This is a genomic window from Aquimarina ulvae (assembly GCF_053613295.3).
This window is the reverse complement of the sequence record NZ_JBSIBP030000002.1, coordinates 86,629-106,401: the sequence shown is the minus strand read 5'-3', so window position 1 is coordinate 106,401 and position 19,773 is coordinate 86,629. Positions and strand designations below refer to the sequence as shown.

15 protein-coding genes and 1 tRNA gene are annotated in these 19,773 nt (G+C 34.1%); 10 read left to right on the top strand and 6 right to left on the bottom strand.

Going from position 1 to position 19,773, the window contains the following annotated elements; translation table 11 throughout:
• Positions 1 to 15: 15 nt before the first annotated feature.
• The gene (locus ACWGOQ_RS04080; protein WP_452056392.1) at positions 16 to 933 is read right to left on the bottom strand and encodes a phosphatase PAP2 family protein; all 918 of its coding nucleotides are present in this window, start codon (positions 931 to 933) and stop codon (positions 16 to 18) included.
• A 381-nt stretch (positions 934 to 1,314) separates the two neighbouring features.
• Between ACWGOQ_RS04080 and ACWGOQ_RS04075 the strand changes: the two genes are divergently transcribed.
• From ACWGOQ_RS04075 to ACWGOQ_RS04065, 3 genes are all read left to right on the top strand, one after another.
• Complete coding sequence (locus tag ACWGOQ_RS04075; protein ID WP_452056393.1) at positions 1,315 to 1,791, top strand: Hsp20/alpha crystallin family protein; 477 nt, start codon at positions 1,315 to 1,317, stop codon at positions 1,789 to 1,791.
• A gap of 233 nt (positions 1,792 to 2,024) precedes the next feature.
• Positions 2,025 to 2,531, top strand: a complete 507-nt coding sequence (locus ACWGOQ_RS04070; protein WP_452056394.1) for a hypothetical protein — start codon at positions 2,025 to 2,027, stop codon at positions 2,529 to 2,531.
• A gap of 511 nt (positions 2,532 to 3,042) precedes the next feature.
• A complete protein-coding gene (locus ACWGOQ_RS04065; protein WP_452056395.1) occupies positions 3,043 to 4,140 on the top strand; it encodes a BamA/TamA family outer membrane protein in 1,098 nt (365 codons plus the stop codon).
• A gap of 161 nt (positions 4,141 to 4,301) precedes the next feature.
• Here ACWGOQ_RS04065 and ACWGOQ_RS04060 read toward each other — a convergent pair whose 3' ends face one another.
• Positions 4,302 to 5,948, bottom strand: a complete 1,647-nt coding sequence (locus tag ACWGOQ_RS04060; RefSeq protein WP_452056396.1) for a glycosyl hydrolase family 18 protein — start codon at positions 5,946 to 5,948, stop codon at positions 4,302 to 4,304.
• A gap of 365 nt (positions 5,949 to 6,313) precedes the next feature.
• A tRNA-Phe gene (locus ACWGOQ_RS04055) sits at positions 6,314 to 6,386 on the bottom strand.
• 191 nt (positions 6,387 to 6,577) lie between these two features.
• Between ACWGOQ_RS04055 and ACWGOQ_RS04050 the strand changes: the two genes are divergently transcribed.
• From ACWGOQ_RS04050 to ACWGOQ_RS04020, 7 genes are all read left to right on the top strand, one after another.
• Positions 6,578 to 7,309, top strand: coding sequence for a type III pantothenate kinase (locus ACWGOQ_RS04050; RefSeq protein ID WP_452056397.1), 732 nt, complete (start codon positions 6,578 to 6,580; stop codon positions 7,307 to 7,309).
• Positions 7,306 to 8,553 (top strand): BamG family beta-barrel-assembly machinery protein, encoded by a 1,248-nt coding sequence (bamG, locus tag ACWGOQ_RS04045; RefSeq protein WP_452056398.1) that lies wholly within the window; start codon positions 7,306 to 7,308, stop codon positions 8,551 to 8,553. The genes ACWGOQ_RS04050 and bamG overlap by 4 nt, the downstream gene beginning before the upstream one ends.
• 16 nt (positions 8,554 to 8,569) lie before the next feature.
• Positions 8,570 to 9,943: a tetratricopeptide repeat protein gene (locus ACWGOQ_RS04040; protein WP_452056399.1), complete on the top strand. Its 1,374-nt coding sequence runs from the start codon at positions 8,570 to 8,572 to the stop codon at positions 9,941 to 9,943.
• Entirely contained in the window at positions 9,943 to 10,500 is a 558-nt protein-coding gene (gene lptC, locus ACWGOQ_RS04035) for an LPS export ABC transporter periplasmic protein LptC (protein ID WP_452056400.1), read from the top strand. Before ACWGOQ_RS04040 ends, lptC begins: the two co-directional genes overlap by 1 nt.
• Positions 10,501 to 10,612: 112 nt before the next feature.
• Entirely contained in the window at positions 10,613 to 10,807 is a 195-nt protein-coding gene (locus tag ACWGOQ_RS04030) for a hypothetical protein (RefSeq protein ID WP_452056401.1), read from the top strand.
• Positions 10,807 to 12,075: a hemolysin family protein gene (locus tag ACWGOQ_RS04025; RefSeq protein WP_452056402.1), complete on the top strand. Its 1,269-nt coding sequence runs from the start codon at positions 10,807 to 10,809 to the stop codon at positions 12,073 to 12,075. Before ACWGOQ_RS04030 ends, ACWGOQ_RS04025 begins: the two co-directional genes overlap by 1 nt.
• Positions 12,076 to 12,365: 290 nt before the next feature.
• The gene (locus tag ACWGOQ_RS04020) at positions 12,366 to 14,441 is read left to right on the top strand and encodes a peptidylprolyl isomerase (RefSeq protein WP_452056403.1); all 2,076 of its coding nucleotides are present in this window, start codon (positions 12,366 to 12,368) and stop codon (positions 14,439 to 14,441) included.
• 90 nt (positions 14,442 to 14,531) lie between these two features.
• Here ACWGOQ_RS04020 and galE read toward each other — a convergent pair whose 3' ends face one another.
• The 3 genes from galE to ACWGOQ_RS04005 form a co-directional block, all read right to left on the bottom strand.
• Complete coding sequence (galE, locus tag ACWGOQ_RS04015; RefSeq protein ID WP_452056404.1) at positions 14,532 to 15,551, bottom strand: UDP-glucose 4-epimerase GalE; 1,020 nt, start codon at positions 15,549 to 15,551, stop codon at positions 14,532 to 14,534.
• Positions 15,552 to 15,677: 126 nt separating this feature from the next.
• Positions 15,678 to 18,857, bottom strand: coding sequence for a glycerol kinase GlpK (glpK, locus tag ACWGOQ_RS04010; protein ID WP_452056405.1), 3,180 nt, complete (start codon positions 18,855 to 18,857; stop codon positions 15,678 to 15,680).
• Positions 18,858 to 19,287: 430 nt separating this feature from the next.
• Positions 19,288 to 19,746, bottom strand: a complete 459-nt coding sequence (locus ACWGOQ_RS04005) for an XrtF-associated fRMsr-like GAF protein (protein ID WP_452056406.1) — start codon at positions 19,744 to 19,746, stop codon at positions 19,288 to 19,290.
• Positions 19,747 to 19,773 lie beyond the last annotated feature (27 nt).

Here is a 19,773-nt window from a genome sequence, read left to right as displayed (position 1 = left end):
GAAATTTTGATACTATCAAAAGCTACCCACAACCCCTAATTGACCCGCTCCAAGTTTTAAATCCCATTTGATTTTAAATTTTTTACTGTCATAAACATACCTTTCCTTTTTGTTGAGGTAGTTGTCAATACCATCTACGATAACAACGCTTAAAGCTACCCCAAGCACAACATCAGTTAACCAATGTGCTCCACTCCATAGACGAGAAATAGGACTTATTAACCCCACTGCATAAAGCCCTCCTTTTATATAAGGATTCTCAAATTGTTTAGATATAGCATAGGCTGTGGTAAAAGATAAAATGGAATGGCCGGATGGAAAAGAATGATACCCAGCTTTACTGGAGTTAAAACGGAAACTTAAACTACCTTCTCCAGTTGTAGGCCTTGCTCGACCCGCAAGTGTTTTGCTAACGGTCTGAAGAATTCCACCCGCCGTTGCAGAAGCAATTAATAAAACTCCTGTTTTTCTAATTTTTTTATTTTTTGTAATCAAACCCAACGCATAAACACCAGTTGTTAACCCATAATTAAAAAGAGGTTTTCCAAAACGGAAACCACTTTCCTTAATTAAATGAGGAACTCCTTCGCTCTGGTTCGTAAAATAATCATTGGCACGTTCATCGATTGCAAGCAAAATAGTACTTCCAGCAACAATACCGCCCAATGTTGCCCAATCTTTACCTTTCCATCTAAAAGGCTGCGTGTACGCGTTTTTCACGCCTCCAAATGCCGAAACACCATCATATTTTAGCATTTGCCATCGCGTCATTTTATTAGTTGATGTCTCTGCCTTATCTTCTACAATTTCTTCCTTGGTCTTATCCAGTAATTTTTCTTCTGGCTTACTATCGGATTTTTCTTGTGATTGAATGGGGTTCCAAAAAAAGAATAGTAATAATGAGAAAATTCGTAGTATGCTACAATGTTTCATAGGCGGTATTTGGAAGGCAAAAATAGTAACTTATTAGCAAATAATAGTTAAATTATAAAGACCATCAGATAGTAAATATCGTTAATGTTGAACTAAAAAAACCGAGTTACTGTTGGTATAGGGGTGTGGAGAATGTTTTTATAGACTATTAATTATGATCGTGGCTTTATACACGATTCCATATTAAACAGAAGGAAAAAATGTCATTGGTGTATTGTCAAGTTGACATTAAAACCTAAAGTTTTTAAAATTTAATTAAGGATAAATCTTAAGATTTATCTAAAATTTATTGTATCAAATATTAAAATTGTGACTGGCATTCGATTTGTAACTTGTTAACTGAATTTTTGAATTAATGTCTAACTTAAAAATTTTGTAGTTATGAATACTTTAGTAACAACAAACAACGGAAGTACGGCAAATAATAATTCGAACAGCCTTACTTTCAAAACTTGGCCCTCTTGGATTGATGAACTATTTAACAGAGACTTACCATCAGTATTTACTTCTAATTTTAATACGGGACTAACACTTCCTAAAGTGAATATTAGAGAAACTAAAAACGCCTATTTTGTGGATATGGCGGTACCAGGATTAAAAAAATCAGATTTTCATATAGATCTGGATAATCAAATACTTTCTATCTCCACTGAAACGAAAGATAGTGATGGATCTAATGGTGATCAATACACACGTAGAGAATTTGGATATGCTTCGTTTAAACGATCATTTTCGATACCGGAAACAATCATGGAGGATAAAATAGAAGCCGCATACTCTGATGGTGTGCTTAGTATTCATTTGCCAAAGAAGGAAGAAGCCATTCAAAAACCTCCAAGAAGTATTAAAATTTCTTAATGTGTTTAGAGAGGCCAGTTATACTGGCCTCTTTTTATACCATGGTCTATAAAAACGGTCTGAAAATCCAATACTATTACCATTAGTTAGTTTGAGCTTGTCGAAGACAGTATGAGGGTCAGGGTTTTAAAAAATTTGACAAGTTTAATTTGACACTTTCTTGGGCTTTTCAACCTTTAGAAGACATTGAAATCCGATTACGTAAGCATAAAATAAATCTAAAAGTAACAATTATGAAAAAGTATGCAATATGGATGCTTGCAGCTTTTTTAGGTGTGAGCTGCAATAGCCAGAAAAAAAATCAAGATAAAATAGGAAATAACGAAAAAATTCAAGGTGAATTTCCAAAAGGAAGCTGGGAAGTGAACAAGGAGTTCGACGAAGAAGGAAACTTGATACGCTATGATTCTGTTTACTCATGGTCTTCAACCAATGATCTAAAGGATTTAGCTTCTATGGATCGCGATAGTGTTCTAAAATCTTTGAAGTCTAGATTTTATCATAATTTTTCGGGATTCAATTTAGAAAATGAAGAATTCGGAAATTTATTTCAAAAAGATTCTCTTTTTACAAATCAATTTTTCAGGGATGATTTCTTTTCCAATGATTTTGGTAGGGATTTTATGGACCTAGACCATATGCGTGAGCGTATGGACGCTATGCAAAAACAGTTTATTGACAGATACAAACAACAAATGGATCCGTTGATAGAAAAAGAAAAGGATGATAATCGACAATAGACGATTTTATTGATAGTACTGATAATAAAAAATGCACAACGTAATGTCGGTATGGGCCTATTTTTATTTTGAAATACATGGTTGTCAAAACATTTTTGATAGTTTTGAAATGTACTTAGACTGAAGTTAATACTTTAGTTCTAAGTAGTTTCATTAGTATACGAATTGTAATGAAGTTATTAATTTTAAATATATCAAATAGCTAATTTTCAAAATACAATCCGTGACAAAGATTATTTGCTAACTCAGGTTCTTTGGAATTGATATACAAGCTCAAAATAAGATATTCTATGGTGAACGTTTACATAAGGTGTTCGGTTACTTTTTTAAGGTGTGTTATGGGTTGAAAATAGGATTATAAATTTTGATAGAGGTCAAAATATTCCTTTTAAGTTACGTATAGGATCTTTTTTGTTTTTAATATTGAAAAATTTTTCTTTTGGTTAAAAATCTCGTTAAAAGCAAACTGTACTTTATTCTTGTATTAGCTTTACTATTTCCTTGTTTTCATATGATATCTCAGGACTTTCAGGAAGTGAAAGAGTTTTTTACGTTTTATCCCAATAAAAAAGCGGTACAAAAAGATTCTGCATTGTATTTATCCAAATTTATTGCAGCACCAATAGTAAGTTTTTCCCCTGAAACGAATTTTGGTTTTGGAACTGGAGCCAAATATTTATTTAAATTTAAAGGAAGCGGATCAGAAACTAGAGTTTCGAATATGCCGTTAAGTTTGAGATATACATTAAACAATCAATTTATCATATTTTCAGGATTTGAAATTTTTACAAATCAAGAAAAATGGGTAATCGAAGGCAATCTCCTGTTTCAAAATTATCCAAGGTTATATTTTGGAACAGGGAGAAATGCTAGTAAGGATAATGAGGAAGAATACAGTTATTACCAAATACTTGTTGAGCCTATTTTTCTTAAACAATTATTTGCTAGATATTTATTTATCGGAGCGGGATTTAGATACAATCAAATTTTTGACACCGAAATGAAAGAAGGAGGGTTGCTGGATATCAACAGACCAGAAGGTTTTGATGGCTCAAAAGCGATTGGTGTAGAAGGAGCTGTACTTTATGATAGTCGTAATAATGTCCTTAATGCCAATAACGGCTGGTATCTAGAATTTACCTATGGGCAATATGATGAAGCCATTGGAAGTACTCAAGATTTTGAATTGACACGATTTGATTTACGACATTATTTCAAACCTTTTACTAATAATACTGATGTTTTTGCTTTTCAAGCTTTAGGATATTTTTCCAGAGGCAATGTGCCTTTTAATGAATTAGCATTATTTGGAAATGATCAAATACTAAGAGGATATAGAGAAGGACGTTATGTAGATCGTGATTTACTTGCTACTCAAATAGAGTATCGCAAGCAATTTGGTAAATCTCGATTCGGAGCTATTGCATTCGCAGGTACTGGAGATGTTTATCAAAACGTAAGAGAATTCCAATTCAAAACTTTAAAATATAATTTTGGTGCTGGTTTGCGATTTATGGTGGATCGAGCAGAAAATCTTAACATAAGGTTAGATTGGGGTTTCGGGAAATCCTCGAACTATATTTATCTCGGAATCGCAGAAGCTTTCTAATAAATTGTAAGAATTAAAATACTATAAACAAAACCCCTGCACTGAATATGCAGAGGTTTGATTAATTTTTAGATTTTTCGAAAGTTTTTTGAATCATCTACTAATCAATAATTATTAAAAGCCCATTACCTAACTATTGCTGGGATAAACCTCTCGAATATTTAATGAACGACTAGTGTTTCTTCAGTTACACCCTTAGTGGTAAAAATAGAAATGATATAAGTACCCTTATCTAAGTACAAATCGTTTACCTGAACCGAATCATCTCCTTTTTTTGAACCTTTTGGACGGAAAGATTGCACAATCCTACCTTTCATATCTATAATATTCACTTTAGTTAACGATACATCTACCGATATCATCTGAATGTTTAAGGAACCATTGGTAAATGGATTTGGTGTTAATAAGATTTTAGATCTTTTGAAGTTTTTAGTACTTCCAAAGTTAGCAGTTTTGCAACTCGCAGATGTCGGCTCCCAGAACCAGTGACTAATCACAGGGTCATATCCCGGATTGTTATGCTCACAAATATAATTTTGACCGTTATAAGTAACAATATCCCCAACATAATAGTTTGTACCTGCTACCCAAGATACACAAGAACTTCCGCCACTGTTACCACCACAAGATTGAGAAGTAGGATCCCAGAACCAGGTGCTAATCGTTGGATCATATCCTGGATTATTGTGTTCACATATATAATTCTGTCCATTATAAGTAACAATATCACCAACGTAATAGTTTGTGCCCGCAGACCAGGCACTACAAGATCCACCTCCATTGCCGCCTCCGCCACTTCCGCCTCCACCACTGTTTAGAGTAGCATCGATTACGTTAAGAAGAGAGTTTGAAGGATTTGGGTGATCTTGATCTATAGCCCAAACCATGACACCGCCTATATTTTCGTTTATGGCTAATTTTACTTTATCTCTTATAAGTCTTTTGGCATTATATCCATATCCATTAGATTGATCACAGGTATTGCCATTAGGATATACTTTATTTGGAGCACTAAGATCTGCATTAACAATATCTTTATAGGCAAGTGAACTACCACTAGAATTCCATCCATAAAAGGGAAGACCTAAATTTAACTTGGTATTTGAAACACCCCTTCCTTTCCAATAATTTATACCACTGACAGCAAAATTATAAGTAGAATGATTGATTCTTGGATCATTATCATATGCCATAATATTGACATCATTTAGATACTGAAAAGCGGAGTATGAAAAATGCTGACCCCTGAATGCTGAAGCAGGAACCGCAGAAGAAAGTTCAAGATTTTTAGTGGGATGACTATTCATCTTATTGCGTAGCGCTGATAACAAACTAACATATAGATTTTGGCTACTCCCACTGGGATATTCCCAATCTACATCAATACCATCCATGTTGTGCTTTACGACCATATTGTAAAGATTGTTGACAAAGTTAGTCAGAGTATTTCCTTGAGATACAGTATCGAATGCTTCTGGATTTGCATCAGCAGCACAAGGACCTGATTGATTGGCATAACTGCAAGGGAACCATCCACCAACAGCAAGGATAGCTTTTGCACCATTGGATTGTGCAATAGAAACCATATTGCTCAGATAGTTCTCATCAATAGAATTGAGCTTACCATCCAAGTCTGGATGAATAGTAACAAATGAATACACTACGTGCGTTAATTTTGATGCCTGATCTGGAGTAATTTGAGCTTTCCAACTTTGCAGGTAGCCCACTCTTCTCTTTTGCGATTGAACAGGAGAATAAAAGGCACAGAAACATAAAAAGAATAGAATACTTTTGTAAATTTTTGTCATGACGTTTTAATTTGTGTTAGGATTTGAGTTACATAAGAGTATTTTCAAGATGCTATCTAATATAGCATTTGATGGTTTAAACCAAATAACTTTTAGCTTAACCGCTTGATAATGATGCTGAACAACTTAATTTTACAAACGAACACAATACTATTAACAAAATGATCTCTTGTCTTCTGCTATGAATGAATAAACTTTTAACAAAATAGAGCCTTGAAAAAATATAAGTTAAATACCAAACTATGAAGGATTATCAATTAAGAATGAAAAGTGAAAATACCAATTTATAAAATCCACATGTTTTCAGAATCAGATTTCAAAACGAAAACAACAAAAAACCCGAACGAAAGTTCGGGTTTTTAAGGTGGTGCCTCCAGGAATCGAACCAGGGACACAAGGATTTTCAGTCCTTTGCTCTACCAACTGAGCTAAGGCACCTCGCTGTAAGCGGATGCAAATATAGAACGCTTTTTTTAATCATCAAAAGAAAAAATTAAAAAAATCGTTTCGTATTTTTGCTCCCTTGTAAAAAGTTATGTAAAATTAATTGTAATCTAACAAGTTACGATTGATTAAAATAATTCGTATAGAATCTTTTTAATTCGCTTAAAAGTAATAAATAAGAATAGATGAATCTAATTATTGATGTTGGTAACACTTCTATAAAGCTGGGAGTTTTTGAGGATAATGTGATTATCCATAAAGAAACACTGAGACCCGAAAGTTTTTTAAGCATCATTAAAAGAATTAAAAAAGAGTATCCTCTAATAAAAAGCGGAATTCTGTCTTCTGTTTCTAATATGGATGAAGAAAATGTTGTTTTAGTACAAGAATTGTTTACTATTCTTGTACTAGATCATACCCTAAAAATGCCGTTCAAAAACTTTTATACAACACCTACAACGCTTGGGGTTGATAGATTAGCGTTGGTAGCTGCTGCTGTCGATCAGTTTTTTGGTAAAGATGTTTTGATTATAGATACTGGTACTTGCATTACATATGATTTTAAGAATAAACAAGAACAATATCTAGGGGGAGCCATTGCACCAGGGCTTACATTAAGATATACCAGTTTAAATAACTTTACTTCAAAATTACCTTTACTAGATCCAGAGTTACCAAAAAATCATATCGGAGATTGTACAAATCAAGCGATACACTCTGGTGTTATTAATGGTGTTTTGTATGAAATTGAAGGTACAATTGCTGAATATTGCAACACTTATCCTGATTTAACAGTTATTTTAACCGGAGGAGATGCACATTTTTTGTCTAAAAGATTAAAAAATAGCATATTTGCCACCTCTAATTTTTTATTGGAGGGACTAAATTACATTTTAGCTTTTAATAATAGTCAATGATAAAGAAGATTTTAGTAGTCATTCTGGTAATAGTTACCAGCGTATCTTATGCTCAGGAAGGAACCTCTTCTCCCTACTCTTTTTACGGAGTAGGATTACAGAAGTTTAAAGGAACAGTAGAAAACAGATCGATGGGGGGATTGGGTATACTTACGGATAGTATTCACTTAAATCTTCAGAATCCAGCGTCGTATGGAGAATTGCGTTTAACGACTTATACCTTGGGAGCAAATTACAATGGTTTAAATTTGGATAATGCTGCAGGTGATGATTCATATAAAGATAATGCCTCTTTAGATTATCTTGCAATTGCTATTCCAGCTGGTAAATTTGGTTTTGGATTTGGAGTTATTCCAGTCAGTACTGTAGGGTATCAAACGAATTCTTTTAACGATGATGGCTCTGAGAATCAGTTCTTTGGAACAGGAGGTCTTAATAAAGTGTTTGTGGCAGCAGGGTTTAAAGTTAACGAGAATTTAAGTGTTGGTTTGGATATTAATTATAACTTTGGAAATATTGAAAATAAGGCTCTTTTAAGAAGAGCAGAATTGGAATTCGATACTAGAGAGATTAATAATTCTGATTTGTCAGGGGTTAGTTTATCCTTCGGTATTGCGTATAAAAAAATGCTTACAGAGAGGTTAGAATTAACTACATCAATTGTATCAACTCCATCATTTCAACTTAAATCAGAAAACACGCTCGAATTGGCAACGGTTCAGGTAGCTGCTTCTGGTGCAGAACTGATTATAGAACGACAAGATGTACAAGTGGAAGACAGAGATTTAGATCTTCCTGCAGAAGTAAAATTTGGAGGAGGAATTGGAGAGCCTAAAAAATGGTTTATTGGAGCAGAATATACATATCTCAATGCCAGTGATTTTGATAATAGATCATTTACTTCTGATAATGTCGTATATGATAATGCATCAAAAATTAGGTTAGGAGGATATTTTATACCTAAATATAACTCACTTACAAGCTATCTTAATAGGATTGTATATAGAGGAGGAATCAGGTATGAAGAGACAGGTCTGAATATCAATGGTCAGGCAATTAATGAGTTTGGCATATCTTTTGGAGTAGGATTACCAGTCGGCAATTTATTTTCTAATGCTAATGTAGGTTTTGAGTTTGGTACACGTGGTACAACAGATGCAGGATTAGTAAAAGAAGAATTTTTTAATTTGTCATTAAGTTTATCATTAAATGATAGATGGTTTAGAAAAGTGAAATTTAATTAACTACAATTATACAGCTATGAATACTAAAGTTTTATATACAATAGCAGCAGGATTAGTTTTAAGCACTACAAATATTAGTGCTCAGGCTACAGACTGTGCCACAACGGCTTCTATTGCCTATGAGCACGCTAAAGTAAAAAATTATGAGGCTGCAGAGGAGCCCTTATGGAAAGTAAGAAAAGAATGTCCAACATATAGTCTTGCTACCTATCAATTTGGTCAAAAACTATTGGAGTCTAAGTTAGACAAGGCATCTACAGATGCTGAAAAAACTCAGGTATCAAATGAATTGATAAAATTGTTAAAAGAGAGATTTCAGTATTTTCCTTCAAAAACAAAAATAGGAGATATGCATTCTGACATAGGTCAGATTATGTACGACAATAAAATTGGAACAACAGAATCTCAGTTTGCAGAATTTCATAAAGCCTATACAGAAGATAAAGGAAATTTTAACGGAGCAAAAAAATTGTATACGTACTTTTACTTGTTAGTAGAGTTACAAGATGCTGGTAAAAAAGACCTTCAGGATGTATTTGATTTATATGATGACATTACTGAAAAAATTGAAGAAGAAGAGAGTGAAAAAGCAAAAACAATTAGCACGCTTACCGAAAAAGAGGAGTCTGGAGCTACATTGACTTCTAAGGAGAAAAGAAGTCTTAAAAACGCTGGTATCAACCTTAGAGCCTATAGTAAGGTAAAAGCGGGAATTAATCAAAAAATTGGTGAAAGAGCCGATTGTAAAAATTTAATCCCTTTATATAACGGTCAATTCGAATCAAAGAAAACAGATGTTAATTGGCTTAAAGGAGCAGCGAGTAGAATGTCAGCAAAAGAATGTACAGAAGACCCGCTGTTCTTCAAGCTGGTAGAAGCGTTACATACAGCTGAGCCTTCTGCAAAATCTGCATATTATTTAGGTATTCTTGCTATGAAAGATAAGAAAACATCTAAGGCTTTAGAATACTTTAATCAATCAGCACAACTAGAAACAAAAGCAAGTGATAAGGCGAAGGTGTATTTTAGAATAGGTGAAGTAATGAAAAAACAAGGAAACTTTAGCAAAGCCAGATCTTATTATAAAAAAGCATTGGCTAATAAACCATCTTATGGAGTTGCATACTTGAGAATAGCTGATATGATTGCTGATAGTGCAAATAGCTGTGGAACCGATGTATTTAGCAAAAGAGCCGTGTATTGGTTGGCAGAAAGTTATGCAAGAAGAGCTGGAAAAATTGATCCAAGTTTAAAGAAAAATGCTAACGCTATGGCGGCCAATTACAAAGCGAAAGCACCGTCTAAAACAGATATTTTTAATAATCCAGGCGTTACTTCAGTAAGAATAGGATGTTGGATTGGTGAAACGGTAAAAGTACCGAAGTTATAATGCAAAAAAAGAAATTATATATATTGATAAATTATGTCACAGTTTTTGCTGTGACATTGTTTTTTTCGTGTCAATCTAATTCTTCCCAAACAAATAATTACATCACAACGGACGATGCTCCAATGGCTGAAGGGTATGAGCTTAATCTAAAATATACGGACTCTGGTAGGCTTACAGCAATTCTTAAAACACCAAGGATAAAAGACTATACGAATAAAAATTTTGGATATCAGGAATTCCCTGATGGTATTGTTTTGGATATCATTGACAAGGATGGTAAAGTTAGTGTCGTTAAAGCAGATTATGCTATATTTTATAAACAAACAGGTCTTATCGACATGAGAGGCAATGTGGATGTGAAAACAGCAGACAGTACGCACCTAGAAGCACGTCAACTATATTGGGATCAAAGTATTAATTGGGTGTTCACCGATCAACCTTACAAGAGTGTTCTCTCCGATGGTACTGTAAACGAGGCAGACGGTTTTGATGCCAATCAGGATTTTACTATATTGAATTCTCGCGTCAATGAAGGGGTCATGTTTATTGAAGAATAATGGTGCTTAATGAAGCGAAATGAGCATCAATAAATTTTTATGAGAGAACACAGTTTTTACCGGTATTCTCATTTTTGTTAGTAACTTACTATGAATCTTTAAAATAAAATGTGTGAAAATTTTTAGGTTTTTTGAACTTGCCTATCTTGCGATTATGTGCTTTTTCTTGTATCAGTCATATGAGGAATGGGGTAAAGAAGATAGTAGAAGTATTTTGTATTTATGCTTTGCCGGAGTTGCAGTTTTTATGTATTTCTTTAAAAGAAATTTCAGGAAAAAATTTGATGCTAATAAGAAAGATAATTAATGGAACTACCAATCATCATAATTGTCCTTTCTGTTGTGTTTTCTGCCTTTTTTTCTGGGATGGAGATTGCTTATATCTCTTCCAATAAAATCCATATTGAAATTGAAAAAAAGCAAGATGGTTTTCTTGCCAATATTCTATCCAGATTAACAAAAAGACCTTCTAAATTTATAGCTACCATGTTAGTAGGCAACAATATTGCCTTGGTGGTTTACGGGTTTTACATGGGAGATGTATTAATGGGTATTATAGAGGGATACTATCCAAATATGGTGGGCAGTATAAATTTATTATTACAAACAATTATTTCTACTTTGGTTATATTACTAACTGCAGAGTTTCTTCCAAAGGTATTTTTTCAAATTTATGCTAATACACTGCTCAAATTTTTTTCTTTTCCAGCATATGTATTTTATGTGATTTTCTGGCCTATTTCATTTTTTGTTATTTGGGTGTCAGATTTTGTGCTCAAAAAATTCCTTAAAACCGAAGGAGATGAAGTTCAGTTGGCTTTTACCAAAACCGAACTTGGGGATTATATCAATGAACAAATGGAAACTGTCGAGGAGCACGATGAGATTGATAGTGAAATTCAGATTTTTCAGAATGCACTTGATTTTTCGGAAGTAAAATCTCGTGAGGTAATGGTTCCGCGTACCGAAATTATAGCTATAGACAAATCTCAGTCCTTAGAAGAAGTCAGTCAACTTTTTATCGAAACTGGACTTTCAAAAATATTAGTTTACAAAGGAACTATCGATGATATTATTGGGTATGTACATTCCTTTGAATTGTTTAAAAAACCAAAAACCATTAGATCAATTTTACTTCCAGTAGTATTTGTTCCAGAAACGATGTATGTAAAAGATGTCCTTAGTCTTTTGACAAAAAAGCATAAAAGTATCGCAGTGGTTCTCGATGAATACGGAGGAACTAGTGGTATTATTACTGTTGAAGATATAGTAGAAGAACTTTTTGGTGAAATAGAGGATGAACATGATTCTGTGGACCTTATCGAAGAGAAGCTAGGTGAAAATAACTATCGATTTTCTGCCAGAATGGAAGTGGATTATATTAATGAAGTATATAAGTTAGATCTTCCAGAAAGTGAATATTATGAGACACTCGGAGGAATGATTGTAAATCATACAGAAGAAATACCCCAACAAGGAGATGTCGTGAACATTAATTCCATTAGTATCGATATTATTGAGACCTCAAACACAAAAATAGAGATCGTAGAGCTAAAGATTTTACCTGAAGAATAATATTTGGGAGGTGTATTTATTTTGAAACATATTCTATTAATTTTTTCTATTTAAATCGGAGTCCTGAAAATATAGTACCCACTATCTCTAATTCATTTTTCAAGTATATATTATGTTTTAGATCAACTAGATAACAATTCGTATTGGGTTCGTTTATGTACTAATTTAGTCCTCTGAATATCTTCATAAATAAAAAGAAAAAAAAGTTGTAAAGACTTTCTGTCTTTAATTGGTAATATTCTAATAAAATGGTATTTTCGCCCACTATATTTGAATAAATTAAACATATAATGGCAGTTTTAAATAAAATCAGACAAAGATCCGTTTTCTTAATTGTGATTATCGCATTGGCGCTTTTCTCTTTTGTATTAGCGGATTTGATTCGAAATGGAGGAGCTATTTCTCAAAAAGCAGCAAATACAATTGCTACCATAAATGGGGAAGAAATTGATAGAACTGATTTTGCAAGAAAAGTAGAAGCAGCGTCAAGAAATTTTGGGTCTAATGGATCTAATCTTCAAACAGTAAACTATGTTTGGAATCAGGAAGTGAGACAAATAGTTTTTGATGGGCAATTCGAAGAACTAGGAATTAGAGCAGGCGCAGATGAGGTTACTCAGTTATTAGAAGAGGGATTAGCTAATAATCCAACTTTTCAGAATGAAGCAGGCGTGTTTGATAGAGCTAAAATGCAGGAGTATGTAGCTAGTATTAAAGGAAATCCTGCAGCGTATCAACAATGGCAAGATTATAAAATTTCTTTAGGGAAAGGTGCTTTAGAGCAAACGTACCTAAATATGATTAAAGCAGGGGTTGGAGCAACGCTAAAAGAAGGTGAATTAGCCTATAAAATGGAGAATGATGTTGTAGATATTAAATATGTTCAACTTCCGTTTTCTTCAATTGAAGATACCGAAGTGAAAGTATCTGATGCAGAAATCCAGTCTTACATAAATAAACATCCTGAATTATATCAGGCAGAAGCTTCTAGAAATATGAGATTTGTATTCTTTAAAGAAGAACCTAGTCAAGAAGATGAAGATCAATTAATAGCCGAAGTAACTAAAGATGTTGAATCACTGAAAACGACTGAAAATATCGAAGAGTTTATAAATATTGATAAAGGTTCTGCGCTAAAGTATGATGATCGTTTTGTGTTTAAAAAAGATTTACCAGCTACTGTTGCTGATACTTTATACAATGTGCCTGTGGGTGAAGTATACGGACCTTATAAAGACGGAAAGTATGTTAAGATATCTAAAGTTGTCGCACAAAAACAATTACACGACTCGTTAAAAGCAAGTCATATTTTGATTTCTTGGAAAGGTCTAGGTACTGCTGGAGATACTGAGCGAACAAAAGAAGAAGCTAAAACGCTTGCTGATAGCTTACTAAATGAGATTAAAGTTGATAAAACTAAATTTTTAACATTGGCTAAAGATTATTCTGCTGATACTTCTAATAAAGACAAAGGTGGAGATCTTGGTTATTTCCCACCAGGAAGAATGGTACCAGCATTCAATGATTATATTGTAAATAACAATGTAGGAGATATGGGAGTAGTAGAAACTTCTTTCGGCTTTCATATCATTACTATAGAGGATAAAAAGAACGAGCAAAAAGCTATAAAGGTTGGAACTATTGCCAGAGAGATTGAGGCTAGTGAAGAAACAATCAACGCTATCTTTACTGAAACCACGAAATTTCAAATTGCTACCAAGGATGGAGACTTTGCAGAGAAAGCTAAAGAAAGCGAATATGTAGTGCGTCCTGTTAACAAGATTAGTGAGTTAGCAGAAAACATTCCTGGATTAGGAGTACAAAGACCCATTGTTCAATGGGCATTTAATGAAGAAACTAAAGTAGGTGATGTAAAACGTTTTGATGTAACCGATGGATATGCTGTTGTACAATTAACAGCAAAAGCTTCTAAAGGTATGCAAAAGGTCGAGGATGCCAGTGCTTCTGTAAAACCAATTTTGATAAAGGAGAAAAAGGCAGAAAAGCTTAAAAAGAAAATTTCTGGAAGCACGTTGGAGGATATTGCCAAAAACCAATCGCAAACTGTAAAAACAGCTACCGCTTTAAACATGAAAACACCAACGATTAGTGGTGCTGGAACAGAACCAAAAGTGGTTGGAGCAGCTTTTGCTTTAGAAACAGGCGAAATTTCTGAACCTGTTGTAGGTAATAATGGTGTGTACGTTGTAGCGGTTACAAAGAAAACTCCTGCTAGTGGCTTAGACACCTATATGAGTTATGCTGCACAAGAGTCTAAAACGCGGGCTAGTGCTGTTAATACTAGAGTCTTTAATGCACTTAAGGAAGCTGCAGAGATAGAAGATAAAAGAGCTAATTTCTATTAAGAGATAGTCGAATAACATTAGAATACATAAAAAAACCTGAAGGACGTTCTTCAGGTTTTTTTTATGTATGTTAATTTAGTATTCTTTTTACTACTTATTTCTTACTTTTTGCTCCCATTTCCAGGCAGAAGATAAGGCTTCGTCAAGACTACTTTTTGCTTTCCAACCTAATTCATTATTAGCTTTGTCAGTATTTGCATACGCTGATGTAATATCACCCTCTCTCCTGTCTACAACTGTATAATTCAATTTTTGATTTGATACTTTTTCAAAAGATTGTATAACTTCTAATACAGAACTTCCGGTTCCTGTGCCAACATTATACACTTCATAGTTAGAAGTATTATTATTGTTCAGTAGGCGCTGTAAAGCAACTACATGAGCTTTTGCAAGGTCAACTACGTGAATATAATCGCGGATACACGTTCCATCTTCAGTAGGATAGTTATCACCAAAAACAGAAAGTTGTTCTCTGAGCCCAATACCTGTTTGTGTAATAAAAGGAACTAAATTTTGAGGGACTCCGATAGGAAGTTCGCCAATTTCAGCAGAAGGATGCGCTCCAATTGGATTAAAATAGCGTAATGCTATAGCATTTATATTGGACTGTACCTTACAGGTATCCCGTATAATTTCTTCACCAATTTGCTTGGTGTTTCCATATGGAGATTCTGCTATTTTTACAGGAGCATTTTCCGTTATCGGAAGTTTATCCGCCTGTCCATAAACAGTGCAAGAAGAGCTAAATATAAAATTTGTTTTATCTTTTTTCTGTAGCTCTTGTAGGATGTATACAAGAACACTTATGTTATTTTCGTAATATAAAAGTGGTTTTTCAACACTTTCACCTACTGCTTTTGAGGCTGCAAAATGGATGACTCCTTCGATATCATCATGACGAGCAAAAAAATCTGCTACTTTGTCCTTTTTTCTTAGATCGAAGTTTTCAAAAATGGGCTGTTTATCTGTAATAGCCTCAATGCCTTTAAGGACTTCTTTGGAGGAATTAGAGCAGTTGTCAATAATAACTACGTCGTATCCCTCTTTTTGTAATTCTACAGTAGTGTGGGACCCTATAAATCCTAATCCACCAGTTACTAATATTTTCATTTTTTTGTTTTCAAGAGTATTGCATATCTACAATAGGCAGAAACACTGAAGACAAATTTATACAATTGATCAGTAATCTAAAAGATATAAATGAAATGACTGAAGGGAAACCAGATAATGTTGAACTTAAATAATTTCAGAATCATAATATGTAGAAGCATCTCGCAACAATAAATCTAAATATTCATTTTCATTTTGAAGACGCTTTTCATCCCACCCCAAATATTTTATTAGATCTTCCTGGACAATAGAGCGATATTGCCATACACTTTGGATATCAAAATATAACCTTCCTGTTCTTCTCACAAAAAAGTCAGCAAGGCTATTGATCATTTCGTGATGCACTCCATACCAAACCTCTGCTCGTATTAATTTTGTTTCAAGAGAATCATTCAAAAAATAATCAATTTTGTTAATAATAATGTCAGCTTGTTTTCCATAAGTAGTAGCTAAATATGTCCCGTAATATTTATCTTCGATTCCAATATCTTTAAGTTGTTGATTTACTTCTTCTAAATATTGATCTACCTCAGTAGTGTTTTTTAGAGGTTCACTGGTAAGTGGGATGTTTTGTGTAAAGGATTTTGAAAACTGCTCACGTCTATTGGTACTCATTGTCTTTAAAACGGTATCAATAACGCGCTGTGCCATTCTGCGATATCCTGTGAGCTTACCACCAGCAATAGAAATTAAACCTGTTTTAGAAACAAAGATTTCATCCTTTCTGGATAATTCTGAAGGGTCTTTTCCATCTTCGTGGATCAAAGGTCTAAGTCCTGCCCAGTTAGATTCGATATCTTTTATAGACAGATGTACTGTTGGGAACATGTTATTTACTGCGTCTAATAAGTATGTTGCATCATCTTTTGTTGCCACCACCCGATTAAGGTTGGCGTTATAATTCGTATCTGTTGTTCCTACATAAGTGGCTCGCCCTCTAGGAATGGCAAAAATCATTCTTCCATCGGGGACATCAAAATAAATAGATTGGCTCAATGGAAATTTTTCTCTGGAAAACACAATATGAACACCTTTGGTAAGGTGTAGATGCTTGCTGTTCATAGAAGCATCTTTTTCTCTTAGTAAATCAACCCAGGGCCCGGCTGCCGACACATAATTTCTGGATTTTATAACAAATTGTTTATTTTGATTATGATCTAAGCATTTCAGGTTTTTTATTTTTCCTTCATCGTCATAATTAAAAGACGTCATTTCGCAATAATTTATGATGTCTGCTCCGTAAGAAGCTGCTTTTTTAAGAAGTTCTATAGTGAGTCTGGCATCATCTGTTCTGTATTCTGCATAGTATCCTCCACCAGTAAGTCTATTTTTATTCAGTAATGGTTCTTTGCTTGCCGTTTCTTCAATGCTTAGCATTTTTCGTTTATCATCTCCTTCTACATTGGCCAGAAAATCATATACTTTTAATCCAATGGCAGTCATTATCTTGCCATAAGTACCACCCTCGATTAGAGGCAATAACATCTTTTCGGGTACGACCAGATGTGGAGCAAGCTTATGAACCATTGCCCGTTCACTTCCGGATTCTTTTACCAATCCAATTTCCATCTGTTTAAGATATCGTAACCCACCGTGAATGAGTTTTGTTGATTTATTACTGGTTCCCGATGCAAAATCATTTTTTTCGACTAGGCAAACTTTTAGTCCTCTTGAGGCTGCGTCTAAAGCAATTCCTGCACCGGTTACGCCACCTCCAATAATAATGAGATCATATTTGGTGGTTTGAACTCGTTGTAATTGTCGTTCACGATCTAAGATAGAAAACCTGATAGGACCTTCTTCTTTTACCGAAAGCATATTTTTGTTTACCGTTTTAGTAAGCTCCACTGCTTTCCGCCATCCTCTATAGTATCGGTTTCGTTGATGTTCAGTAATTTGGGGTTTAAAAGTTGCATCTGTGACTCTTATTTTCGAAATGTCTTTTTTGGTCCAAATCCCGGCTTTTATTCCTGCCAGAAACGCAGCGCCAAGTGCTGTTACTTCTAACATTTTGGGGCGATCAACTTCAACATTGAGAATATCTGCCTGAAATTGCATTAAATAGTTGTTGGCAGATGCTCCACCGTCTACTTTAAGCTCTTTCATTAGTTTTCCGCTATCTTCTATCATAGCGTCTAACACATCTCTGGTTTGATATGCCAGAGCTTCGACCGTTGCTTTTATAATTTCATTTTTACCAGAATCTAACGTTAACCCATAAATGGCTCCTTTCGCATTCATATCCCAATATGGCGCACCGAGACCGGCAAACGCAGGAACTACATACAAATCTTCAGAAGATGGAGTTGATTTACAAATCTCTTCAGTTTCTGAGGCCTTTGTGATCACCTGTAGTTTATCCCGAAGCCATTGTATCGAAGCGCCTCCAACAAAAATACTGCCTTCCAAGGCATATTTAATAGGGTCATCCGGGAGACTACAACATAGAGTGGTTAACAAACCATATTTTGATTGATGTGCTTTTTTTCCAGTGTTTAATAACATGAAACAACCAGTTCCATAAGTGTTTTTGGCAATCCCGGACTTGTAGCCACCTTGGCCAAATAATGAAGCTTGCTGATCGCCTGCTACGCCGAATATTGAGATGTTATTCCCCTGATATGAAACACTTCCAAAATCTGATGAAGAATATTGGACTTCAGGAAGTACACTTTCGGGAATGTTTAATTCTGCTAATATCCTCTTATCCCATTGTAGCTGTATGATGTTGTATAAGAGGGTTCTGGAGGCGTTAGAGTGGTCTGTGACGTGTCTTTGTCCTTCGGTAAATTTCCAGATAAGCCACGTGTCAATTGTACCAAACAAAAGATCTCCTCTTTCTGCTTTTTCTCGGGCACCAGCTACATTATCTAAAATCCATTTTAATTTAGTTCCAGAGAAATAAGAGTCTATTCGCAATCCGGTACTTTTAGAAATGTAATCTTCTAAGCCTTTTTGTTTTAGGCTTTCACAAATTTTGGATGTTCTTTTGTCTAACCAAACAATTGCATTGTAAATGGGCTCGCCAGTCGTTTTATCCCATACCACGGTGGTTTCTCTTTGATTGGTAATTCCAATTCCTGCAATTTCATCAACAGCAATTTCAGAGGTAGACAATACCTCTTCAAAAACTTCTTTTTGGTGCCTGAAAATTTCCAGAGGATCGTGTTCTACCCATCCTGATGAAGGATAATGCTGAGTCAATTCTTTTTGAGAAATACCACAAATACTACCCTTATTGTCAAAAATAATTGCTCTGGTGCTCGTGGTTCCCTGATCAAATGCTATAATATACTTCTCCTTCATCAGAATATGATTGGCTTTATTTATTTATGAGATTTCTCTATAATTAACTTGAATAATACATTATTTATTTGAAGTACTGTTATTTGAATATAAATATCATAAATATTAGGCCGACAGGAAAGGTATTTTTCAATTTAAAACAATACAATCGTTTGTATTATTGTTTATCTACTTAATCGTGGTTTCTATTAATTTTATTTAAAAGAAAGTGTAACTATTTCATGGTTTTTAAAAATTGAACATAGTTGTTTCACTAGAAAAATACTTGCTAAAAAACATATTTAAAACAAAAAAGGAATGGTAACGAAATGCAACTGAACAGCGAATGGATATCCAATTAGCAATTGGATGATTGTCAGAGAATATCACATTTCAGGAAATTAAGGTTCTTGGAGAACAAGTTTCTAAAAGCAGATCGAAGAAAATATCTTTACTCTAAAATCTTGGCAACTTCTTTGTTTACATATTCCAGAAACCTTTCGTCTTTTTCGGTAAAAGGATTCGGAGTTTCAGAATCAATATCAATTTGCCCAATGTTTTCTCCATTTTTAAATAACGGAATAACAATTTCAGATTTAACGGTATAACTACAGGCTATATAATTATCCTGAGCCTGAACATCAGGAACGATAAAATTTTCATTGGATACAGCAACTTGTCCACAAATTCCTTTGCCAAACGGAATAGTGGTATGATCGGTCTCCTCACCTACGTAAGTGCGTAGTTTTAGTTCTTCTTTATTACCATTTTTGAAATAAAAACCAACCCAATCATAATAATCTATATTTTCATTAAGTAGTTGACAAATTTGATGTAACCTATCGGTAACAGAATTACCTTCATTGTTAAGTATGTCAATAACCTTTGGCTTTAAATTTTCAAATAGCATTCCTTACAATTTTCCGGCAAAAGTATT